Origin of the sequence: Pseudomonas sp. YeP6b (genome assembly GCF_025642995.1) — a bacterium.
In the GTDB taxonomy this organism is placed as follows: Bacteria; Pseudomonadota; Gammaproteobacteria; order Pseudomonadales; family Pseudomonadaceae; genus Aquipseudomonas.
This window is the reverse complement of record NZ_CP080090.1, coordinates 5848087-5871797: the sequence shown is the minus strand read 5'-3', so window position 1 is coordinate 5871797 and position 23711 is coordinate 5848087. Positions and strand designations below refer to the sequence as shown.

The following is a 23711-nucleotide window of genomic DNA, read 5'->3' as shown; positions in this document are numbered from 1 at the left end:
TCAGTGCTGACGTAGTCGGCGACCACCGTCGCTCATGCTCTGTTGAGAAGTAAACCTATTAAGACCCGTCGGTTTTTAACGGACGGTATTCTGGCGTTTTAGAGGTGAACAACGTGGAGCTTTTATCTGGCGGTGAGATGCTCGTCCGCTTTTTGCGTGACGAAGGCGTCGACTATATCTACGGGTACCCAGGTGGTGCTCTGCTGCATGTCTACGACGCACTGTTCAAGGAACCGGCTGTTACCCACATCCTGGTTCGCCACGAACAAGCTGCTACCCATATGGCTGACGGCTACGCCCGTGCCACCGGTAAAGCCGGCGTGGTACTGGTAACCTCCGGCCCAGGCGCAACCAATGCCATTACCGGCATCGCGACTGCTTATATGGACTCCATCCCGATGGTGATCATTTCCGGCCAGGTCGCAAGCACCATGGTGGGGACCGATGCATTCCAGGAAACCGACATGATCGGTATCTCCCGGCCGATCGTGAAACACAGCTTCATGATCAAGCATGCGTCGGAAATCCCAGAAGTCATGAAAAAGGCGTTCTACCTCGCACAGTCCGGTCGCCCGGGCCCTGTAGTCGTAGATATCCCGAAAGACATGACCAACCCGGCCGAGAAATTCGAATACATCTTCCCGAAGAAAGCCAAGCTGCGTTCCTACAGCCCGGCCGTTCGTGGGCATTCGGGGCAAATCCGCAAGGCGGCAGAAATGCTCCTGGCGGCCAAACGCCCAGTGCTGTACTCGGGCGGTGGCGTGATTCTGGGTGGCGGTTCCGCACCGTTGACCGAATTGGCCAAACTGCTCAACCTGCCGGTCACCAACACCTTAATGGGCCTCGGCGCATTCCCGGGCACCGACCGTCAGTTCGTCGGCATGCTCGGCATGCACGGCAGCTACACCGCCAACCTGGCCATGCACCACGCCGACGTGATCCTGGCGGTGGGCGCGCGGTTTGATGACCGCGTGATCAACGGCGCGAGCAAGTTCTGCCCGAATGCCAAGATCATCCACATCGACATCGACCCGGCGTCCATCTCCAAGACCATCAAGGCCGACGTGCCGATCGTGGGTCCTGTTGAAAGCGTGTTGACCGAAATGGTTGCAGCGCTGAAGGACATCGGCGAGACGCCGAACAAGGAATCCGTTGCCAGCTGGTGGAAGCAGATCGACGAATGGCGCGGTGACCGCGGCCTGTTCCCTTACGACAAGGGCGACGGCAGCATCATCAAGCCACAAACCGTGATCGAGACCCTGTGCGAAGTGACCAAGGGCGACGCCTTTGTGACCTCCGACGTGGGCCAGCACCAGATGTTCGCCGCGCAGTACTACACGTTCGACAAGCCTAACCGCTGGATCAACTCCGGTGGCCTGGGCACGATGGGCTTTGGTTTCCCTGCGGCCATGGGTGTGAAGCTGAGCTTCCCGGACACCGACGTTGCGTGTGTCACCGGTGAAGGCAGCATCCAGATGAACATCCAGGAGCTGTCGACGTGCTTGCAGTACGGCCTTCCGGTGAAGATCGTCTGCCTGAACAACGGCGTGTTGGGCATGGTTCGTCAGTGGCAGGACATGAGCTACGGTAGCCGCCACTCCCATTCCTACATGGAATCGCTGCCGGATTTCGTCAAGTTGGTTGAAGCCTATGGCCACGTCGGCATTCGCATCACTGATTTGAAAGATCTGAAGCCGAAGATGGAAGAGGCGTTCGCCATGAAGGACCGCCTGGTGTTCCTCGATATTCAAGTGGACACCAGCGAGCACGTCTACCCGATGCAGATCAAAGACGGCTCGATGCGCGACATGTGGCTGAACAAGACGGAGCGTACTTAATCATGCGGCACATTATCTCCCTGCTTCTGGAGAACGAACCCGGCGCTCTGTCTCGTGTTGTCGGCCTGTTTTCGCAACGCAACTACAACATCGAAAGCCTGACCGTGGCCCCAACCGAAGACCCGACCCTGTCGCGCCTGACGTTGACCACCGTGGGCCATGATGAGGTGATCGAGCAGATCACCAAGAACCTCAACAAGCTGATCGAAGTGGTCAAGCTGGTCGACCTGTCGGAAAGTGCCCACATCGAGCGCGAGCTGATGCTGGTCAAGGTCAAGGCCACGGGTGCCCAACGTGCCGAGATCAAACGCACGACTGACATTTATCGCGGGCAGATCGTCGATGTGAGCGCCAGCGTTTATACCGTTCAACTGACCGGTACGAGCGACAAGCTGGACAGCTTCATCCAGTCGATCGGGACGGCCTCGATTCTGGAAACTGTACGCAGTGGTGTCACCGGGATTGCTCGTGGCGACAAAGTACTCAGCATCTAACCCAATTAGTGAATGGCCTAAGGGCCTGGATATATAGAGGAACCTCATGAAAGTTTATTACGAAAAAGATTGTGACCTGTCGATCATCCAGGGCAAAAAAGTCGCCATCATCGGCTACGGTTCCCAGGGCCACGCTCAAGCGTGCAACCTGAAAGACTCCGGCGTTGACGTGACTGTTGGCCTGCGCAAAGGCTCGGCCACTGTTGCCAAGGCTGAAGCCCATGGCCTGAAAGTGACTGACGTTGCTTCCGCCGTGGCTGCTGCCGACCTGGTCATGATCTTGACCCCGGACGAATTCCAATCCGCGCTGTACAAGAACGAAATCGAGCCGAACATCAAGAAGGGCGCCACCCTGGCCTTCTCCCACGGCTTCGCGATTCACTACAACCAGGTTGTGCCGCGTGCTGACCTCGACGTGATCATGATCGCGCCGAAAGCGCCGGGCCACACCGTGCGTTCCGAGTTCGTCAAAGGCGGCGGTATTCCTGACCTGATCGCGATCTACCAGGACGCTTCGGGCAATGCCAAAAACGTTGCACTGTCCTACGCCGCTGGCGTGGGTGGCGGTCGTACCGGCATCATCGAAACCACCTTCAAGGACGAGACCGAAACCGACCTGTTCGGCGAACAAGCCGTTCTGTGCGGCGGTACCGTTGAACTGGTTAAAGCCGGTTTCGAAACCCTGGTTGAAGCTGGCTACGCGCCGGAAATGGCCTACTTCGAATGCCTGCACGAACTGAAGCTGATCGTTGACCTCATGTACGAAGGCGGTATCGCCAACATGAACTACTCGATCTCCAACAACGCCGAATACGGCGAGTACGTGACCGGCCCGGAAGTGATCAACGCCGAGTCCCGTCAGGCTATGCGCAACGCCCTGAAACGTATTCAGGACGGCGAGTACGCCAAAATGTTCATCAGCGAAGGCGCAACCGGCTACCCTTCGATGACCGCCAAGCGTCGTAACAACGCCGCCCACGGTATCGAGATCATCGGCGAGCAACTGCGCTCCATGATGCCGTGGATCGGTGCCAACAAGATCGTCGACAAAGCCAAAAACTAAGTCGTACGCATCAAGAGAAAACGCGGCTTAGGCCGCGTTTTTTCGTTTAAGGGGCGGGTTCTGGTATAAAGCTGCATCGTTTGCGGGCGAACACTCGCCGCAAGTATTTGTCGAATTTTTTTCACACCGTTGCAAGGTAAAGTCCATGAGCGAACGTCCCGAAGAGCCACACCAGGCCTCTGACGCCGAAAGCCTGCTGCCGATCGATGAGCATGTCGAGGAAGGGCACGATGCGGAAGGTCGCAAGGTCCGGCATCGTGGCATCTATCTTCTGCCCAACCTGTTCACCACGGCAAATCTGTTTGCCGGGTTCTATTCCATCATCAACTCCATGAGCGCTCAAAGCGCGTTGGCGGCGGGTGATACGGCGAGTGCCAGCAAGTATTTCGGCTTTGCTGCCATCGCGATTTTCGTGGCCATGGTGCTCGACGGCCTTGATGGTCGCGTGGCGCGCATGACCAATACGCAGAGTGCCTTCGGCGCCGAGTACGACTCGCTGTCGGACATGGTTGCCTTCGGTGTTGCGCCTGCACTGCTGGCGTTTGCGTGGGCACTGGGTGATATGGGTAAGGTCGGCTGGATGGTCGCCTTCATCTATGTCGCCGGTGCCGCTTTGCGTCTGGCACGCTTCAACACCCAGGTAGGCACTGCCGACAAGCGTTACTTCATTGGCCTTGCCAGCCCGGCGGCTGCGGGCGTAGTGGCCGGTATTGTCTGGGCATTCAGTGACTACGGCATCCAGGGTTCGAAGATGTCGTTCCTGGTGGCTTTGATGGTTGCGGCCGCTGGCATGCTGATGGTCAGCAACATCAAGTACAACAGCTTCAAGGAGTTCGACCTCAAGGGGCGCGTGCCTTTCGTGGCTATCCTGGTGGTGGTGCTGGTGTTCGCGGTCGTCTTCAGCGATCCGCCGCGTATCCTGCTGCTGGCGTTCCTGGTCTACGCCGCTTCGGGGCCGATTCAGTACCTGCTGCATCTGCGCCGCGACAAAACATTGTCTTAATGTAATGTTCCCCATACTCCGCAGTCTATTGGTGCATCAGTCCTCCAAAGCTGCGGAGTTGCCATGTTAATCAAGATCCCCAAAGCGTCCGATTGTCACGAATCGGATGTCACGCCTGAATCTTTCTATCTCTCTCGCCGCAGCCTGCTCGGTGGTGCGCTTGCCGCAGTGGCTGCCAGCACCTTGCCGCGCTGGGCCAATGCCGACAATGCTGCGCGTTATGCCGATGTTGAGCCGGGCAAGGCGCCGAACTGGTTTGCCGAGAAATTGCCAAGTACTAAATGGCAGGCGGTTACCGTGAAGGACGAGGCCATCACGCCTTTCAAGGACGCGACCCACTACAACAACTTCTATGAGTTCGGTACAGGCAAGGGCGACCCGGCGACGAATGCCGGTTCACTCAAGACCGAGCCGTGGAGTGTTGTAATCGATGGGGAGGTTGCGAAGCCTGGGCGCTATGCCTTGGAAGACTTCATGAAGCCTTACCAGTTGGAAGAGCGGATCTACCGTTTGCGCTGTGTTGAGGCGTGGTCGATGGTCATTCCATGGATGGGCTTTCCGATCTCGGCCTTGCTCAAGCAGGTTGAGCCGACCTCCAAGGCCAAGTACATCCGCTTTGAAACCCTGCAGGACCCCAAAAGCATGCCGGGCCAACGCTCGAGTTTTGGCTTGATTGACTGGCCCTATGTAGAAGGGTTGCGTCTGGACGAGGCGATGAATCCTTTAGCGATCCTTGCGGTGGGCATGTATGGGCGGGAACTGCCTAACCAGAATGGCGCACCGTTGCGTTTGGTGGTGCCGTGGAAGTATGGCTTTAAAAGTGTGAAATCCATTGTGCGGATCAGCCTGGTGAGTGAACAGCCCAAAACCACTTGGCAAAGTATTGCTGCGGATGAGTATGGATTCTACGCAAACGTGAACCCTATGGTCGATCATCCTCGCTGGACTCAGGCGCGGGAGCGTCGCTTGCCGAGTGGTTTGTTCAGTCCGAATGTGCGCGAGACGCAAATGTTCAACGGCTACTCGGATGAGGTTGCCTCTCTTTATACCGACCTCGATTTGCGGAAGCACTACTGATGCGGTATCCGATCTGGCGCATTGGCGTCTTTATAGCTGCTGCGGTGTGGCCATTTTTCTGGCTGTATGAGGCATGGAGTTCTGTTCTCGGACCTGATCCAGGCAAAGTGCTGATGGATCGGTTGGGGCTTGGTACGTTAATTCTGTTGCTTATTACGCTGGGCATGACGCCGCTGCAGAAGCTGAGCGGGTGGGCAGGTTGGATTGCCGTTCGCAGACAGCTGGGGCTCTGGTGCTTTGCGTATGTGGTTTTGCACTTGGCAGCTTACTGCGTATTTATCCTCGGGCTGGATTGGTCGCAATTAGGGGTGGAGCTGCGTAAGCGGCCTTACATTATTGTTGGCGCGCTGGGCTTCCTTTGCTTATTGGTGCTGGCGGTAACCTCCAATCGCTATAGCCAGCGCCGGCTGGGTAGCCGTTGGAAAAAGCTGCACCGCTTGGTGTATGTGATTGTTGGGCTCGGTTTGCTGCATATGTTGTGGATCGTGCGGGCCGATCTGAAGGAGTGGGCTATCTATGCAACTATAGGGGCACTGCTTTTGATCCTGCGGATTCCGCCTGTAATGCGCCGGATTCCCCGTCTTATCGCGAAAAAACCACTTTCTGCAACAAAAGCGTAATTAAGGCTTGACGGCAGATTCTGGAAGTCTATAATTCGCCCCACTTCCGGCGCAGTCGAAACGGAAAACTCCTTGGTAAACAAAGAGTTACGAAGAGTGCGACAGCGGCTTGCTTCAGTTAATCGAAGCCCAGAAGGAGTTGGTAGAGCAGTGTTGTTTGGCTCTATTAACGTTTCGATCTTCTCGGTCGAAAGCGGAGAAAAAGAGGTGTTGACAGCAGCGTGTAACGCTGTAGAATTCGCCTCCCGCTAACGAGAGATCGGGAGCGCAAGTGGTTGAAGTTGTTGAAGAAATCTTCGAAAACTTCTGAAAATAATCACTTGACAGCAAATGAGGCTGCTGTAGAATGCGCGCCTCGGTTGAGACGAAAGATCTTAACCAACCGCTCTTTAACAACTGAATCAAGCAATTCGTGTGGGTGCTTGTGGAGTCAGACTGATAGTCAACAAGATTATCAGCATCACAAGTTACTCCGCGAGAAATCAAAGATGTAACCAACGATTGCTGAGCCAAGTTTAGGGTTTCTTAAAAACCCAAAGATGTTTGAACTGAAGAGTTTGATCATGGCTCAGATTGAACGCTGGCGGCAGGCCTAACACATGCAAGTCGAGCGGTAGAGAGAAGCTTGCTTCTCTTGAGAGCGGCGGACGGGTGAGTAATGCCTAGGAATCTGCCTGGTAGTGGGGGATAACGTTCGGAAACGGACGCTAATACCGCATACGTCCTACGGGAGAAAGCAGGGGACCTTCGGGCCTTGCGCTATCAGATGAGCCTAGGTCGGATTAGCTAGTTGGTGAGGTAATGGCTCACCAAGGCTACGATCCGTAACTGGTCTGAGAGGATGATCAGTCACACTGGAACTGAGACACGGTCCAGACTCCTACGGGAGGCAGCAGTGGGGAATATTGGACAATGGGCGAAAGCCTGATCCAGCCATGCCGCGTGTGTGAAGAAGGTCTTCGGATTGTAAAGCACTTTAAGTTGGGAGGAAGAGCAGTTACCTAATACGTGATTGTTTTGACGTTACCGACAGAATAAGCACCGGCTAACTCTGTGCCAGCAGCCGCGGTAATACAGAGGGTGCAAGCGTTAATCGGAATTACTGGGCGTAAAGCGCGCGTAGGTGGTTTGTTAAGTTGGATGTGAAATCCCCGGGCTCAACCTGGGAACTGCATTCAAAACTGACTGACTAGAGTATGGTAGAGGGTGGTGGAATTTCCTGTGTAGCGGTGAAATGCGTAGATATAGGAAGGAACACCAGTGGCGAAGGCGACCACCTGGACTAATACTGACACTGAGGTGCGAAAGCGTGGGGAGCAAACAGGATTAGATACCCTGGTAGTCCACGCCGTAAACGATGTCAACTAGCCGTTGGGAGCCTTGAGCTCTTAGTGGCGCAGCTAACGCATTAAGTTGACCGCCTGGGGAGTACGGCCGCAAGGTTAAAACTCAAATGAATTGACGGGGGCCCGCACAAGCGGTGGAGCATGTGGTTTAATTCGAAGCAACGCGAAGAACCTTACCAGGCCTTGACATCCAATGAACTTTCTAGAGATAGATTGGTGCCTTCGGGAACATTGAGACAGGTGCTGCATGGCTGTCGTCAGCTCGTGTCGTGAGATGTTGGGTTAAGTCCCGTAACGAGCGCAACCCTTGTCCTTAGTTACCAGCACGTAATGGTGGGCACTCTAAGGAGACTGCCGGTGACAAACCGGAGGAAGGTGGGGATGACGTCAAGTCATCATGGCCCTTACGGCCTGGGCTACACACGTGCTACAATGGTCGGTACAGAGGGTTGCCAAGCCGCGAGGTGGAGCTAATCCCACAAAACCGATCGTAGTCCGGATCGCAGTCTGCAACTCGACTGCGTGAAGTCGGAATCGCTAGTAATCGCGAATCAGAATGTCGCGGTGAATACGTTCCCGGGCCTTGTACACACCGCCCGTCACACCATGGGAGTGGGTTGCACCAGAAGTAGCTAGTCTAACCTTCGGGAGGACGGTTACCACGGTGTGATTCATGACTGGGGTGAAGTCGTAACAAGGTAGCCGTAGGGGAACCTGCGGCTGGATCACCTCCTTAATCGACGACATCAGCTGCTCCATAAGTTCCCACACGAATTGCTTGATTCATTGAAGAAGACGATAAGAAGCAGCCCGAAATTGGGTCTGTAGCTCAGTTGGTTAGAGCGCACCCCTGATAAGGGTGAGGTCGGCAGTTCGAATCTGCCCAGACCCACCAATTTTGTGTGGGAAACGCCTGTAGAAATACGGGGCCATAGCTCAGCTGGGAGAGCGCCTGCCTTGCACGCAGGAGGTCAACGGTTCGATCCCGTTTGGCTCCACCACTACTGCTTCTGAAAGTTTTGAAAGCTTAGAAATGAGCATTCCATCGAGGTGATGGTGAATGTTGATTTCTAGTCTTTGATTAGATCGTTCTTTAAAAATTTGGGTATGTGATAGAAAGATAGACTGAACGTTACTTTCACTGGTAACGGATCAGGCTAAGGTAAAATTTGTGAGTTACTCGTAATTGAGTATTATCGAATTTTCGGCGAATGTTGTCTTCACAGTATAACCAGATTGCTTGGGGTTATATGGTCAAGTGAAGAAGCGCATACGGTGGATGCCTTGGCAGTCAGAGGCGATGAAAGACGTGGTAGCCTGCGAAAAGCTTCGGGGAGTCGGCAAACAGACTTTGATCCGGAGATGTCTGAATGGGGGAACCCAGCCATCATAAGATGGTTACCTTACACTGAATACATAGGTGTAAGGGGCGAACCAGGGGAACTGAAACATCTAAGTACCCTGAGGAAAAGAAATCAACCGAGATTCCCTTAGTAGTGGCGAGCGAACGGGGACTAGCCCTTAAGTGGCTTTGAGATTAGCGGAACGCTCTGGAAAGTGCGGCCATAGTGGGTGATAGCCCTGTACGCGAAAATCTCTTAGTCATGAAATCGAGTAGGACGGAGCACGAGAAACTTTGTCTGAATATGGGGGGACCATCCTCCAAGGCTAAATACTACTGACTGACCGATAGTGAACTAGTACCGTGAGGGAAAGGCGAAAAGAACCCCGGAGAGGGGAGTGAAATAGATCCTGAAACCGTATGCGTACAAGCAGTGGGAGCCCACTTTGTTGGGTGACTGCGTACCTTTTGTATAATGGGTCAGCGACTTATTTTCAGTGGCGAGCTTAACCGAATAGGGGAGGCGTAGCGAAAGCGAGTCTTAATAGGGCGTCTAGTCGCTGGGAATAGACCCGAAACCGGGCGATCTATCCATGGGCAGGTTGAAGGTTGGGTAACACTAACTGGAGGACCGAACCGACTACCGTTGAAAAGTTAGCGGATGACCTGTGGATCGGAGTGAAAGGCTAATCAAGCTCGGAGATAGCTGGTTCTCCTCGAAAGCTATTTAGGTAGCGCCTCATGTATCACTGTAGGGGGTAGAGCACTGTTTCGGCTAGGGGGTCATCCCGACTTACCAAACCGATGCAAACTCCGAATACCTACAAGTGCCGAGCATGGGAGACACACGGCGGGTGCTAACGTCCGTCGTGAAAAGGGAAACAACCCAGACCGTCAGCTAAGGTCCCAAAGTTATGGTTAAGTGGGAAACGATGTGGGAAGGCTTAGACAGCTAGGAGGTTGGCTTAGAAGCAGCCACCCTTTAAAGAAAGCGTAATAGCTCACTAGTCGAGTCGGCCTGCGCGGAAGATGTAACGGGGCTCAAACCATACACCGAAGCTACGGGTATCACTTAGGTGATGCGGTAGAGGAGCGTTCTGTAAGCCTGTGAAGGTGAGTTGAGAAGCTTGCTGGAGGTATCAGAAGTGCGAATGCTGACATGAGTAACGACAATGGGTGTGAAAAACACCCACGCCGAAAGACCAAGGTTTCCTGCGCAACGTTAATCGACGCAGGGTTAGTCGGTCCCTAAGGCGAGGCTGAAAAGCGTAGTCGATGGAAAACAGGTTAATATTCCTGTACTTCTGGTTATTGCGATGGAGGGACGGAGAAGGCTAGGCCAGCTTGGCGTTGGTTGTCCAAGTTTAAGGTGGTAGGCTGGAATCTTAGGTAAATCCGGGATTCTAAGGCCGAGAGCTGATGACGAGTTAACTTTTAGTTAACGAAGTGGTTGATGCCATGCTTCCAAGAAAAGCTTCTAAGCTTCAGGTAACCAGGAACCGTACCCCAAACCGACACAGGTGGTTGGGTAGAGAATACCAAGGCGCTTGAGAGAACTCGGGTGAAGGAACTAGGCAAAATGGCACCGTAACTTCGGGAGAAGGTGCGCCGGTGAGGGTGAAGGACTTGCTCCGTAAGCTCATGCCGGTCGAAGATACCAGGCCGCTGCGACTGTTTATTAAAAACACAGCACTCTGCAAACACGAAAGTGGACGTATAGGGTGTGACGCCTGCCCGGTGCCGGAAGGTTAATTGATGGGGTTAGCTAACGCGAAGCTCTTGATCGAAGCCCCGGTAAACGGCGGCCGTAACTATAACGGTCCTAAGGTAGCGAAATTCCTTGTCGGGTAAGTTCCGACCTGCACGAATGGCGTAACGATGGCGGCGCTGTCTCCACCCGAGACTCAGTGAAATTGAAATCGCTGTGAAGATGCAGTGTATCCGCGGCTAGACGGAAAGACCCCGTGAACCTTTACTATAGCTTTGCACTGGACTTTGAATTTGCTTGTGTAGGATAGGTGGGAGGCTTTGAAGCGTGGACGCCAGTTCGCGTGGAGCCAACCTTGAAATACCACCCTGGCAACTTTGAGGTTCTAACTCAGGTCCGTTATCCGGATCGAGGACAGTGTATGGTGGGTAGTTTGACTGGGGCGGTCTCCTCCTAAAGAGTAACGGAGGAGTACGAAGGTGCGCTCAGACCGGTCGGAAATCGGTCGTAGAGTATAAAGGCAAAAGCGCGCTTGACTGCGAGACAGACACGTCGAGCAGGTACGAAAGTAGGTCTTAGTGATCCGGTGGTTCTGTATGGAAGGGCCATCGCTCAACGGATAAAAGGTACTCCGGGGATAACAGGCTGATACCGCCCAAGAGTTCATATCGACGGCGGTGTTTGGCACCTCGATGTCGGCTCATCACATCCTGGGGCTGAAGCCGGTCCCAAGGGTATGGCTGTTCGCCATTTAAAGTGGTACGCGAGCTGGGTTTAGAACGTCGTGAGACAGTTCGGTCCCTATCTGCCGTGGACGTTTGAGATTTGAGAGGGGCTGCTCCTAGTACGAGAGGACCGGAGTGGACGAACCTCTGGTGTTCCGGTTGTCACGCCAGTGGCATTGCCGGGTAGCTATGTTCGGAATAGATAACCGCTGAAAGCATCTAAGCGGGAAACTAGCCTCAAGATGAGATCTCACTGGGACCTTGAGTCCCCTGAAGGGCCGTCGAAGACTACGACGTTGATAGGTTGGGTGTGTAAGCGCTGTGAGGCGTTGAGCTAACCAATACTAATTGCCCGTGAGGCTTGACCATATAACACCCAAGCAATTTGACTACTTCGGACTTGGAAACAAGTAGAGGCATCAGATTGCGGTGTGTGAAGACGATAGAACCGAAAGTTCGATCTCACAAAACACCGAAAGCTATCACATACCCAATTTGCTGAAGCGAGGCCATAAGGTCACGACTCAGTACCCGAATTTCTTGACGACCATAGAGCATTGGAACCACCTGATCCCATCCCGAACTCAGCAGTGAAACGATGCATCGCCGATGGTAGTGTGGGGTTTCCCCATGTGAGAGTAGGTCATCGTCAAGATTAAATTCCAGAACCCCTGTTTGCTAACGCAAACAGGGGTTTTGTTTTGGGCGGTCGAAAACTGTAGCAACCTATGGACCATCGCTTAATGCGGCCCGCCTCGTTTGCAGCTTGCGGTCGCCTTCAATGCTAAAGTCCATGCCTCGATTTTGCTTTTCCCAAGGAAGCCGTTATGCCGGATGCGACGTCCCTCAGCGCTGGATTCATGGTGGTTCACGGCAACCGCCTGGACGAACTGCGCAGCCTGGTAGTCAGCTGGATGCGCCGTTATCCGCTCGCTCCCCTGGAAAACGAAATCGCCCTGGTGCAAAGCAACGGCATCGCCCAATGGCTGAAACTAGCCCTGGCCGAAGACCCGGAAGAGGGTGACACGGGCGGCTGCGGCATTGCTGCGGCCATCGATGTGCAGCTCCCCGGCAGTTTCATGTGGCAGCTCTATCGCATGGTCCTGGGCAAAGACGAGATCCCACCCAAGTCCCTGCTCGATAAAGCCCCACTGACCTGGCGCCTGATGCGCCTGCTCCCGGAGCTCATCGACCAACCGCATTTCGAGCCCCTGCAGCGCTTCCTCACCCACGACACTGACCTACGCAAACGCTATCAACTCGCCGAACGTCTGGCCGACTTGTTCGACCAATACCAGGTCTATCGCGCTGACTGGCTAGAAGACTGGGCCGCCGGCCGCCACCAACTGCGCAATGGTCGAGGTGAATCAAAACCCCTTAACCCCGCGAACTGCTGGCAGGCAGAACTATGGCGTGCACTGCTGTTGGACGTAGGTGAAGAGGGCATGGCCGAAAGCCGCGCCGGTGTTCACCAGCGCTTCATCGAACGCATCAATACCCTGGAGAAAGCCCCGCCAGGCTTGCCGTCCCGAGTGATCGTTTTCGGCATTTCGTCACTGCCCGCGCAAGCCCTGGAAGCCCTCGCCGGCTTAGCAAGGTTCAGCCAAGTCTTGCTCTGTGTGCACAACCCTTGCCGCCACCATTGGTCCGACATCGTCGCCGACAAAGACCTGCTGCGTAACGAATACAAACGCCAAGCGCGCAAGGCTGGCATGCCGGTCGTCATCGACCCACAAACCCTGCACCAGCACGCACACCCGTTGCTCGCCGCCTGGGGCAAACAGGGCCGTGATTACATCAGCCTGCTGGACAGTTACGACGACCCCAACAGCTACCGCGCCGCCTTCCGCGACGGCCGCATCGACCTGTTCAGCGAAAGCGAGCCCACTACGCTGCTCAATCAGTTGCAGGACGACATTCTCGAACTGCGCCCACTCAACGAAACACGCGAGCTGTGGCCGGGCGTCGACCTCAATAACGACAGCTCCATCCGCTTCCATATCGCCCACAGCGCCCAACGCGAAGTGGAAATTCTCCACGACCAATTACTCCAGCGCTTCAGCGCCGATCCCACGCTGCGCCCGCGCGACATCATCGTCATGGTCCCCGACGTCGACAGCTACGCGCCGCACATTCGCGCCGTGTTTGGCCAGCTTGAGCGAAGCGACCCACGCTTTATCCCGTTCACTCTCACCGACCAAGGCCAGCGCGGCCGCGACCCTCTGCTGATCGCCGTCGAACACCTGCTCAAACTCCCCGACAGCCGCTTCCCCGTCAGCGAAATCCTCGACCTGCTCGACGTCCCCGCCCTGCGCGAACGTTTCGCCATCAAGGAACGCGATCTGCCTACGCTGCACCGCTGGATCGAAGGCGCAGGCATCCGTTGGGGCCTTAATGCCGAACAACGCGCCGGCCTCGGCCTTCCCCATGAGCTGGAACAAAACAGCTGGCGGTTCGGCCTGCGCCGCATGCTGCTGGGTTACGCCGTCGGCACCGGTGTCGCCTGCGACGGCATTGAACCCTACGACGAAATCGGCGGCCTTGACGCGGCCCTCATCGGCCCCCTGGTCTCGTTGCTCGATGCGCTAAACGACGCCCATCAAGCCCTGTCCCAACCGGCAGCCCCTCAAGCATGGGGCGAGCGCCTGCAACGCCTGATGCAACTGTTCTTCCTGCCCAGCAGCGAACACGACGACTACCTGCTGGGCCAACTCGAACAGCTCAGAGAAGACTGGCTGGAAACCTGTGAGTCCGTCGGCCTACAAGATGAGTTACCGCTCACCGTAGTTCGTGAAGCCTGGCTGGCCGGCTTGGACCAAGGCCGGCTGTCCCAGCGTTTTCTCGCTGGAGCTGTCAATTTCTGCACCCTGATGCCCATGCGCGCCATCCCGTTCAAACTCGTCTGCCTGCTCGGCATGAACGACGGTGACTACCCGCGCGCGCAACCGCCGCTGGACTTCGACCTGATGGGCAGCGACTACCGTCCCGGCGATCGTTCACGCCGCGAAGACGACCGCTACTTGCTGCTCGAAGCCCTGCTGTCCGCCCGCGACCAGCTCTACATCAGTTGGGTAGGCCGCAGCATCCGCGACAACAGCGAGCGTCCGGCCTCGGTACTGATCGGCCAACTACGCGACCATATCGCCAGTGGCTGGCATAACGCACACACAGAACAACCGCTGCTGGATGCGATGACCCAGGAACACCCGCTCCAACCGTTCAGTGCCCGCTACTTCCATGCAGGCGATCCGCTGTTCAGCTACGCACGCGAGTGGCAGTTGCTCCACGAAGCACCCGACGCTCTCTTAAAAGAAGACGAACTGGCGCAACACCAACAAGAAGAACCCTTGAGCCTCGGCCAGTTGCAGGACTTCCTGCGCAACCCGGTCAAACACTTCTTCAGCCAGCGTCTGAAAGTGTTCTTCGAAGCCGCCGAAGTGCCGCTGGCCGATGAAGAACCCTTCGTGCTCGACGCGCTGCAACGCTACAGCCTCAGCGACAGCCTGCTGAACGCCGCACTGACCCAGCCCGACCACGTGGATCGAGCGCTCAACGCCCAAGCACTGCGCCTGCAAGGCAGCGGCTTGTTGCCGATGGTCGGTTTTGGCGAATGCCTGCGTAACGAACTGATCGAGCCTCTGCCCGATCTGCTGCAGCGCTACCAACACTTATTGGCGCTCTGGCCCACGCCACAAACAACCGCCGAACCGATCAGTTTTGAGCATCAAGGCCTCCAGCTGGAAGGCTGGATCAGCGGCCTGCATCGGCGCGGTGATGGCGGATTGCTAAGTGTGACCACCATCCCCAACAGCATCGGCTCAATCAAGACGCGCAAGTGGCATCGCCTTATCCGCCCGTGGGTCAATCACGTGGTCGCCTGTGCCTGCGGCCTGCCGCTCAGCACCGGGTTGGTCGCCAGTGACGACACCTTGCTCCTGGCCCCGCTGGAAAAGTTCGCTGCCCAGGAAATCCTCGGCAACCTGCTGCTGGCCTGGCACACCGGCATGCGCAAACCACTCCCGGTTGCCGTCAAAACCGCCTTCGCTTGGCTTGGCCAAACCGACCCCGCCAAGGCCCAGGCCGCCGCCAGTAAAGCTTACGAAGGCGACGGCCTGACCACCGACGGCGAACGCCGCGAAACCCCGGCGCTCACCCGCCAGTTCCCCGACTACGCCACGCTCATCGCCAGTGAAGAATTCGAAGGCTGGGCCGAAACCCTGTATCGCCCGTTGATCAACGCCCCCTGGCGATCGCTCAGCAGTGAGGAGGCCAGCGCATGATCACTAAACCTTTGGCTCTGGCCTTCCCGCTCAAAGGCAGCCAGCTGATTGAAGCCAGCGCCGGCACCGGCAAGACCTTCACCATTTCCGCCCTGTATCTGCGCCTGGTGCTGGGCCACGGTGGTGATGAGTCTGGCTTCGGCCGCGAACTGTTGCCGCCGCAAATCCTGGTGGTGACCTTCACCGACGCCGCCACCAAAGAGCTGCGCGAACGCATCCGCATTCGTCTGGCCGAGGCCGCGCGCTTCTTCCGCGAAGAAATCGAGCAACCGGACACCCTGATCGCCGACCTGCGCGACGAATACCCACCCGAGCAATGGCCAGCCTGCGCCAATCGCCTGGACATCGCCGCCCAATGGATGGACGAGGCCGCCGTCTCGACCATCCACAGTTGGTGCCAGCGCATGCTGCGCGAACATGCGTTCGACAGTGGCAGCCTGTTCACCCAAACCCTGGAAACCGACCACAGCGACCTGCTCGGCGAAGTGCTGCGCGACTACTGGCGGCTGTTCTGCTACCCGATGCACGACGACGCGCTCAATTGGGTACGCAAAAATTGGAGTGGCCCCGCCGCGCTGATGCCGCGCGTGCGTGCGCTGTTCGGCAGCGAACGGCCTACCGACGAAAGCCGCGAGCCCGCCGAGCTGATCAACGCCTGCCTGCAAGAGCGCCGCCAAGCGCTGGTCACCCTCAAGGCGCCGTGGCAACAATGGGCCGTCGAGCTGCGCGACATCTGCCTGCAAGCCGTGGCCGCCAAAGCCGTCGATGGCCGCAAGATGCAAGCGCGTTACTTCGAGCCCTGGTTCGAAAAGATCAGCGCCTGGGCCGCTGACGAAACCGTTGAGCAACTGGACATCGGCACCGGCTTCACCCGCCTGACGCCCGACGGCATGGCCGAAGCCTGGAAGGGCGAGCCGCCGCGCCATCCCGGCATCGACGCCATGGCCCACCTCAAAGCCAGCCTCGACGCGTTGCCCACCCCCGACGCCGCCGTGTTGCAACACGCCGCCGGCTGGGTAGGTAAACGCTTCGAAGAAGAAAAACGCCGCCGTGCCGAAATGGGCTTCGACGACATGCTGATCCGCCTCAACGCCGCCCTGCAAACAGACGGCGGCGAGCGCCTGGCCAGTGTGATCCGCGAGCAGTTCCCGGTCGCCCTGATCGACGAATTCCAAGACACCGACCCGGTGCAATACAGCATCTTCGACAGCATCTACCGCATCGAAGAAAACCACCTCGACAGCGGCCTGTTCCTGATCGGCGACCCCAAGCAGGCGATCTACGCCTTCCGTGGCGCCGACATCTACACCTACCTGCGCGCTCGCCAGTCCACCACCGGCCGCCACCACACCTTGGGCACCAACTTCCGCTCCAGCCATGCGATGGTCGAGGCGGTGAACCACGTGTTCCAGCGCGCGGAAACCGGCCGTGGCGCATTCCTGTTTCGCGAGCCGAATGGCGATAACCCGGTGCCATTCCACTCGGTGCTGTCCCAAGGCCGCAAAGAGCAACTGCAAGTCGATGGCCACACGCTGCCGGCGATGCACCTCTGGCACCTGCCCACCGATCAACCGATTTCCAACGCGGTGTATCGCCAACAACTGGCCGCTGCCTGCGCCACGCACATTGTCGAGTTGCTCAATGGCGGACAGCAAGGCACGGCCGGCTTCGTAAAAGAACACAGCTTTAAAGGCGTACTGCCGTCAGACATCGCCATCCTCGTGCGCGACGGCAAGGAGGCCCAAGCCGTGCGCGCCGAGTTGGCCGCCCGTGGCGTGCGCAGTGTGTACCTGTCGGACAAAGACTCAGTCTTCGCCGCCCAGGAAGCCCACGACCTGCTGGCCTGGCTCAAGGCCTGCGCCGAGCCGGACGTCGAGCGCCCACTGCGCGCCGCGCTGGCCTGCGTCACCTTGAACCTGTCATTGCCGGAACTGGAGCGTCTGAACCAGGACGAATTGGCGTGGGAAACCCGCGTGATGCAGTTCCGTGGCTACCGCGCGATCTGGCGCAGCCAAGGCGTGCTGCCGATGCTGCGTCGGCTGCTGCACGATTTCAAACTGCCGCAAACCCTGATCGCCCGCAGTGACGGCGAACGTGTGCTGACCAACCTGTTGCACCTCAGCGAGCTGCTGCAACAGGCCGCGTCGGAGTTGGACGGCGAACAGGCGCTGATCCGCCATCTGGCTGAGCACTTGGCGCTGTCGGGTCAGGCCGGTGAGGAGCAGATCCTGCGCCTGGAAAGTGATGAGCAACTGGTCAAGGTGGTGACCATCCACAAGTCCAAAGGCCTGGAATACGACTTGGTCTTCCTGCCGTTCATCTGCTCGGCCAAACCGGTGGATGGCAGCCGTCTGCCGCTGCATTACCACGACGAACACGGCAAATCCCAGGTCAGCCTGCGGCCCACCGCCGAGCTGATTGCCCAAGCCGACGATGAGCGCCTGGCCGAAGACCTGCGCTTGTTCTACGTCGCCCTCACACGCGCCAAACATGCGTGCTGGCTCGGCATTGCCGACCTCAAGCGCGGCAATAACAGCAGCTCGGTACTGCACCTGTCAGCCCTGGGTTACTTGCTCGGCGCCGGTGCATCGTTGGGCGAGTCCGCCGCACTGGCGCGCTGGTTGCTGGACCTGCAAGAAGGCTGCGCCGCCATCCACTACGCCCCCGTGCCCGACGCGCAAGACAGCCTGTTCCACCCGCCGCGCAACGAAGCCATCTTGCTCGCGCCGTTGCTGCCCAAGCGCAAGGCCGCTGAAAACTGGTGGATCGCCTCCTACAGTGCATTGCGCATTGGCGACAGCATGAGCGCCGCGCCCCTCGAAGCGCCGGAAAGCCCACAAGCCCAGAAGCTGTTCGACGACGAGCGCCTCGACCCTGATGCACCGCGCGAAGTGGCGGCGTCCGGCGGCGACATTCACCGTTTCCCACGCGGACCTAACCCCGGCACCTTCCTCCACGGCCTGCTGGAATGGGCGGGAGAGGAGGGTTTCAACGTCACCCCCGAGGCCATCGCAAAAGCCGTGGGCGCGCGCTGTAATCGGCGCGACTGGGAAGGTTGGATCGTCACCCTCAGCGGTTGGCTGGGCCACCTGCTGCAAACGCCGCTGCCTGTGGATAACGATCGCGTCACCCTGAGCAGCCTGCAGCAGTACCAGATTGAAATGGAGTTCTGGTTCGCCAGCCACAAAGTCGATGTGCTCGCCCTCGACAAGCTGGTGTGCCAATACACCCACAACGGAGTGTCCCGCGTCGCCGCCGAACCGGTGCTGCTCAACGGCATGTTCAAAGGCTTTATCGACCTGACCTTCGAACACGACGGCCGCTATTACGTGGCCGACTACAAATCCAACTGGCTCGGCCCTGACGATTCGGCCTACACCTTAGACGCCATGGAACAGTCGATCCTCGAGCATCGGTACGACCTGCAATACGTGCTTTACCTACTGGCCCTGCACCGCCAACTCAAGGCACGCCTGCCGGATTACGACTATGACCGCCACGTCGGCGGTGCGCTGTACCTGTTCCTGCGCGGCACCCAAGCCGTGAGCCAGGGCGCCTATTTCACCCGGCCACCCCGGGAACTGATTGAAGGCTTGGACCTGTTGTTCCAGGGCAAACCCATACCGCCCAAGGTCGAGCCCGCCTGGGAACAAGGAGTGCTGTTATGAGCCTGTCGCCGTTACCGCTTGAGGCGTTAGTGCCCCTCAGCCGCGCCGCCGACCTGGTGCAACTGCTGGCGCGTTGGGTTGACCGTGGCTGGTTGCGCGCGCTGGACAAAGCCTTCGTCGGCTTCCTGCACGAACTCGATCCGCAGGCCGACCCGCTGGTGTTGCTCGCTGCCGCATTAACCAGCCACCAACTGGGCCATGGCCACGTGTGCCTCGACCTGTTCGAAACCCTCAAAGCGCCGGATTTCGCCTTGTCGCTGCCACCCGAAGGCGACCTGCAAACCGGCGCCATGGTGTTGCCGTCGCAATTGCTCGACGGCCTCGACGGCACCCATTGGTGCCATGCGTTGGCCTCCAGCCAATTGGTCGCGCTGGCCGTCGATGGCAGCGACGCCGCGCAAAGCCGCCCCTTGGTGCTGTCCGGCAAACGCCTGTATTTGCGCCGCTACTGGACCTACGAACGGCGCATCGACACGGCTTTGCGCCTGCGCCTGGCCACCCAGGAAAACGTCGCGGCTGATTTGCCGCAGCGCCTCAACAGCCTGTTCGACCAGCCGCCGCCCGATGGCGTGATCGACTGGCAGAAACTCGCCTGCGCCCTGGCCACTCGCGGTGCCTTCAGCATCGTTACCGGCGGCCCGGGCACCGGCAAGACCACCACCGTGGTGCGCCTGCTCGCGCTGTTGCAGGCGCCTGCCGTGGAAGCCGGCAGCCCGTTGCGCATCCGCCTGGCCGCACCCACCGGCAAAGCCGCCGCACGCCTCACCGAATCCATCAGCCAGCAAGTGCTGTCGCTGAACGTGCCGGGCAGCGTGCGGGAAAAAATCCCGACCCAGGTCACCACTGTTCACCGCCTTTTGGGCAGCCGCCCGGGCACGCGGCACTTCCGCCACCACATTGGCAACCCATTGCCCCTGGACGTGCTGGTGGTGGACGAAGCCTCGATGATCGACCTGGAAATGATGGCCAACCTGCTGGACGCCTTGCCGCCTCACGCACGCTTAGTGTTGCTGGGCGACAAGGACCAACTCGCCTCGGTGGAAGCCGGCGCCGTACTCGGCGACTTATGCCGCGACGCCGAAGCCGGCTGGTACAGCCCCGACACGCGCCAATGGCTGCAAGCAGTGAGCGGCGAAGACCTCAGCGCCAGCGGCCTGCACGAAGACCTCGACGCCACCCACCCACTGGCCCAACAAGTGGTGATGCTGCGCTACTCGCGGCGTTTCGGCGAAGGCAGCGGCATCGGCCAACTGGCGCGCTGGGTCAACCAGCAAAACGCCGAAGAGGCGCGCAAACTGCTCGCCGCCCGCAGCCACCACGACCTGTTCTGCCTCAGCCTCAAGGGCGAGCACGACCATGCCCTTGAGCGCCTGGTGCTGGACGGGCAGGGCGACGAAGCCCAGGGTTATCGCTATTACCTGAACCTGCTGCAAAGCGCGCGCCCAGCCCTCGATACACCCCGTGAAGACTTGGCCTGGACCCACTGGGCCCAGCAACTGCTGCAAGCCTTCGACGCGTTCCAACTGCTCTGCGCCGTGCGCAAAGGCCCCTGGGGCGTGGAGGGGCTGAACCTGCGCATCACCGCCGCCTTGCGCAAAGTGCGGCTGATCGAAGGCGACGACCAATGGTACGAAGGCCGCCCCGTGCTGATGACCCGCAACGATTACGGCCTGGGCTTGATGAACGGTGACATCGGCATCGCCCTGAAGCTGCCCGAAAGCGACGGCGGCCCCCACGTGCTGCGCGTGGCCTTCCCACGCAACGATGGCCAGGGCGGCGTGCGCTTTGTACTGCCCAGCCGTCTGAATGACGTAGAAACCGTGTACGCCATGACCGTGCACAAATCCCAGGGCTCGGAATTTACCCACACCGCGCTGATCCTGCCGGATGCACTGAACCCGGTGCTGACCAAAGAACTGATCTACACCGGCATCACCCGCGCCAAGCGCTGGTTCAGCTTGATCGAACCGCGTGGTGGCGTGTTTGAGGAAGCCGTACGGCGCAAGGTCAAGCGCTTGAGCGGGCTGATGCTGGAATTGGACGTGCCGGCTGAAAAAAAACTGACTGATCGGTCATGAAATATTTCTGATTCAGTCGACTGATTTTTCTGAAAAAATAGCGGATCTCGCGAAGTCGGCTCTTCGCGGGGTTTTCCGTTGCTGTGCTATCGTTGCGGCATTAGCCTGAAAAAAAACCTGAAAAAACACCTGAGAGAATTGCTGCAATGACCGTGGCTGTCTCGCCCACAGAGCGTAGTTTGAGCTGGAGACGCATGTTACTGGTGGCGGTTCTGTGCCTGCTCGCGCCGTTTGCCAATGCGCAAACGCCAAGCCCGGCAGACCACCGTGCCCAGGCAGTCACCCAAGTGGTACTCGGCATCCTCAGTTACGCGCGCTGGCCGGTGGAGCCTGCACAACTGCGGCTGTGCATCGTCGGCCCCACCCAATACACCGATGATCTGATCAAAGGCACCACTCAGGCCACGGGGCGCCCGGTAGTGGTGAAGCGCCTGCTGGCCGACAATCCTGACATCCTCAGTGCTTGCGACGCCGTGTACATCGGCAAACTCTCCGACGATGAGCGCACTCGGCTGTTCGCGTCGCTGATCGGCCACCCGGTGCTCAGCATCAGCGAAGGCGGCGACCGATGCACCGTGGGCAGCCTGTTCTGCCTGCGCGTGGGCGATGCGCAGGTGTCGTTTGAGGTCAACTTGGACTCCGTCGCCCGCAGTGGCGTGCGCATTCACCCCAGCGTGTTGCAACTGTCCCGTCGTCGAGCGCCGACGCCATGAGTAACCCGAAAGCGCGGCCGACGTTGCGTTCGGTCATTGGCCGTGGGCATTTGATCCTGGCGTTGGTCGCCGTGACCTTGGCCAGCGTGTCCCTGACCCTGCTCGGCGTGCTGGCGCTGCGGGTTTATGCCGAGCACAACCTGCACCTGATCGCGCGTTCCATCAACTACACCGTGGAAGCGGCGGTGGTGTTCGACGACAGCGCCGCGGCTACCGAAGCCCTGAGCCTGATTGCGTCGACTGAAGAGGTGGCCCAGGCTGAAGTCTTTGATGACAGCGGCAAGTTGCTCGCGCAATGGGTGCGGCCGGATACCGGGCTGCTGTCGCGGGTTGAACTGGCAGTCGCGCACACCTTGCTCGAGCAGCCCATCAGCCAGCCGGTTTTGCATCAAGGGCAAGCCGTCGGCAGCATTCACCTGGTCGGCCATGGCGGCAGCCTGCTGCGCTTCCTGCTCAGCGGCCTGGCCGGGATCCTCATCTGCACCGCCCTAAGCGCCTGGGTGGCGCTCTACCTGGCGCGCCGCTTGCTGCAGGGCATTACCGAACCGCTGCAAAGCCTCGCCGCCGTGGCCCACGCCGCCCGTAGCGAGCGCGACTTTGACCGGCGCGTGCCACCGGCGCAGATCGCCGAACTCGACAGCCTGGGCAGCGACTTCAATGCCTTGCTCGGCGAGATGGAAGCTTGGCAAAGCCACCTGCAAAGTGAGAATGAAACCCTGGCCCACCAGGCCAGCCACGACAGCCTGACCGGCCTGCCCAATCGCGCGTTTTTCGAAGGCCGGCTGATTCGCGCCCTGCGCAGCGCCGCCAAGGTCAACGAACGGGTCGCCGTGTTGTTCCTCGACAGCGACCGCTTCAAAGACATCAACGACAACTTCGGCCACGCCGCCGGTGATGCCGTGCTGGTCGCCGTCGCCGAGCGCGTGCGTGCGCAATTGCGTGAAGATGATCTGGTAGCGCGCTTGGGCGGCGATGAATTTGCGGTGCTGCTGGCGCCGCTGCACAAAGTTGAGGACGCGCAGCGCATCGCCGACAAGATCATTGCCAGCATGGACAAACCGATCCCACTGCCCGGCAACACCCAGGTGTTGACCTCTCTCAGTATCGGCATTGCCGTTTATCCCGATCATGGTGCCACCCCCGGCACCCTGCTTAATGCCGCCGATGCGGCGATGTACCAGGCCAAACGATTATCCCAGGGCGGCCAGCAAACGGCGGAATCGGAGCCCACCGCCGCAAATGTTAACCACAGGAGTTGATCCCTTGTTCTCGACCGCACGTTTTATGTTTATTACCTTACTGGTGGCATTCCTTGCCCTCGGCGGCTGCCAGACGCCCCCACCCAAAGGCCTGACCCCGGCCCAAGTCGCAGTCCTCAAACAACAAGGCTTCGAACTCACCGACGAAGGCTGGGCCTTCGGCCTGTCGGGCAAAGTGCTGTTCGGCAGCGACGTTGAAAGCCTCAACAAAGCCAGCACCGACATCGTCGAACGCATCGGCAAAGCCCTGGTCGGCGCCGGCATCGACCGCGTACGCGTAGACGGCCACACTGACGCCTCGGGCAAAGAGAGCTACAACCAGCAACTGTCCCTGCGCCGCGCCAAAAGCGTGGGCAAAGTGCTGACCGGTGTGGGCATGAAAGAAGAAAACATCCAACTGCGCGGTCTGGGCAGCAGCGAACCGGTGGCGCCGAACACCACGGTAGCGGGGCGCACCGAGAATCGGCGCGTGTCGATTGTGGTGATCGCCGACTAAG

The 23711-nt window shown here is 58.6% G+C and carries 12 protein-coding genes, 2 tRNA genes and 3 rRNA genes; all 17 read left to right on the top strand.

The window, feature by feature from the left end:
* Positions 1-113: 113 nt before the first annotated feature.
* The 17 genes from KZH41_RS26505 to KZH41_RS26425 all read left to right on the top strand — a co-directional run bounded on the left by KZH41_RS26505 (position 114) and on the right by KZH41_RS26425 (position 23710).
* Complete coding sequence (locus KZH41_RS26505) at positions 114-1838, top strand: acetolactate synthase 3 large subunit (RefSeq protein ID WP_094950231.1); 1725 nt, start codon at positions 114-116, stop codon at positions 1836-1838.
* A 2-nt stretch (positions 1839-1840) separates the two neighbouring features.
* Positions 1841-2332: an acetolactate synthase small subunit gene (ilvN, locus tag KZH41_RS26500; protein ID WP_003176102.1), complete on the top strand. Its 492-nt coding sequence runs from the start codon at positions 1841-1843 to the stop codon at positions 2330-2332.
* Positions 2333-2378: 46 nt separating this feature from the next.
* Positions 2379-3395: a ketol-acid reductoisomerase gene (gene ilvC / locus KZH41_RS26495; RefSeq protein ID WP_007948647.1), complete on the top strand. Its 1017-nt coding sequence runs from the start codon at positions 2379-2381 to the stop codon at positions 3393-3395.
* A gap of 145 nt (positions 3396-3540) precedes the next feature.
* A complete protein-coding gene (gene pssA, locus KZH41_RS26490; RefSeq protein ID WP_263274005.1) occupies positions 3541-4398 on the top strand; it encodes a CDP-diacylglycerol--serine O-phosphatidyltransferase in 858 nt (285 codons plus the stop codon).
* Positions 4399-4461: 63 nt separating this feature from the next.
* A complete protein-coding gene (gene msrP, locus KZH41_RS26485; RefSeq protein WP_263274004.1) occupies positions 4462-5475 on the top strand; it encodes a protein-methionine-sulfoxide reductase catalytic subunit MsrP in 1014 nt (337 codons plus the stop codon).
* The gene (msrQ, locus tag KZH41_RS26480) at positions 5475-6095 is read left to right on the top strand and encodes a protein-methionine-sulfoxide reductase heme-binding subunit MsrQ (RefSeq protein ID WP_094950162.1); all 621 of its coding nucleotides are present in this window, start codon (positions 5475-5477) and stop codon (positions 6093-6095) included. The genes msrP and msrQ overlap by 1 nt, the downstream gene beginning before the upstream one ends.
* A gap of 545 nt (positions 6096-6640) precedes the next feature.
* Positions 6641-8177: ribosomal RNA gene (locus tag KZH41_RS26475) — 16S ribosomal RNA — on the top strand.
* A gap of 82 nt (positions 8178-8259) precedes the next feature.
* Positions 8260-8336, top strand: a tRNA-Ile gene (locus KZH41_RS26470).
* Positions 8337-8366: 30 nt separating this feature from the next.
* Positions 8367-8442 (top strand) — tRNA-Ala (locus KZH41_RS26465).
* 251 nt (positions 8443-8693) lie between these two features.
* Positions 8694-11585 (top strand): 23S ribosomal RNA (locus tag KZH41_RS26460).
* Between the two features lie 170 nt (positions 11586-11755).
* Positions 11756-11871: ribosomal RNA gene (gene rrf / locus KZH41_RS26455) — 5S ribosomal RNA — on the top strand.
* The 16S, 23S and 5S rRNA genes sit together here with 2 tRNA genes alongside, the layout of an rRNA operon.
* A 172-nt stretch (positions 11872-12043) precedes the next feature.
* Entirely contained in the window at positions 12044-15496 is a 3453-nt protein-coding gene (gene recC / locus KZH41_RS26450; protein WP_242152529.1) for an exodeoxyribonuclease V subunit gamma, read from the top strand.
* Complete coding sequence (recB, locus tag KZH41_RS26445; RefSeq protein ID WP_263274003.1) at positions 15493-19164, top strand: exodeoxyribonuclease V subunit beta; 3672 nt, start codon at positions 15493-15495, stop codon at positions 19162-19164. The genes recC and recB overlap by 4 nt, the downstream gene beginning before the upstream one ends.
* On the top strand, positions 19161-21242 hold the full coding sequence (gene recD / locus KZH41_RS26440) for an exodeoxyribonuclease V subunit alpha (protein ID WP_263274002.1): 2082 nt from the start codon (positions 19161-19163) through the stop codon (positions 21240-21242). Before recB ends, recD begins: the two co-directional genes overlap by 4 nt.
* A 146-nt stretch (positions 21243-21388) precedes the next feature.
* Positions 21389-21955, top strand: coding sequence for a YfiR family protein (locus KZH41_RS26435; protein WP_242152518.1), 567 nt, complete (start codon positions 21389-21391; stop codon positions 21953-21955).
* Positions 21952-23214 carry a diguanylate cyclase domain-containing protein gene (locus tag KZH41_RS26430; RefSeq protein WP_242152515.1) on the top strand — a complete coding sequence of 421 codons (1263 nt, stop codon included), beginning with the start codon at positions 21952-21954 and terminating at the stop codon, positions 23212-23214. Before KZH41_RS26435 ends, KZH41_RS26430 begins: the two co-directional genes overlap by 4 nt.
* 4 nt (positions 23215-23218) lie before the next feature.
* Positions 23219-23710, top strand: a complete 492-nt coding sequence (locus KZH41_RS26425) for an OmpA family protein (protein ID WP_094951800.1) — start codon at positions 23219-23221, stop codon at positions 23708-23710.
* Position 23711: the final 1 nt, after the last annotated feature.

Excerpts from the sequence above, each read along its gene's own strand:
- ilvN (WP_003176102.1), top strand. The coding sequence starts at position 1,841 with ATGCGGCACATTATCTCCCTGCTTCTGGAGAACGAACCCGGCGCTCTG.
- ilvC (WP_007948647.1), top strand. The coding sequence starts at position 2,379 with ATGAAAGTTTATTACGAAAAAGATTGTGACCTGTCGATCATCCAGGGC.
- pssA (WP_263274005.1), top strand. The coding sequence starts at position 3,541 with ATGAGCGAACGTCCCGAAGAGCCACACCAGGCCTCTGACGCCGAAAGC.
- msrP (WP_263274004.1), top strand. The coding sequence starts at position 4,462 with ATGTTAATCAAGATCCCCAAAGCGTCCGATTGTCACGAATCGGATGTC.
- msrQ (WP_094950162.1), top strand. The coding sequence starts at position 5,475 with ATGCGGTATCCGATCTGGCGCATTGGCGTCTTTATAGCTGCTGCGGTG.
- recC (WP_242152529.1), top strand. The coding sequence starts at position 12,044 with ATGCCGGATGCGACGTCCCTCAGCGCTGGATTCATGGTGGTTCACGGC.
- recB (WP_263274003.1), top strand. The coding sequence starts at position 15,493 with ATGATCACTAAACCTTTGGCTCTGGCCTTCCCGCTCAAAGGCAGCCAG.
- recD (WP_263274002.1), top strand. The coding sequence starts at position 19,161 with ATGAGCCTGTCGCCGTTACCGCTTGAGGCGTTAGTGCCCCTCAGCCGC.
- KZH41_RS26435 (WP_242152518.1), top strand. The coding sequence starts at position 21,389 with ATGACCGTGGCTGTCTCGCCCACAGAGCGTAGTTTGAGCTGGAGACGC.
- KZH41_RS26430 (WP_242152515.1), top strand. The coding sequence starts at position 21,952 with ATGAGTAACCCGAAAGCGCGGCCGACGTTGCGTTCGGTCATTGGCCGT.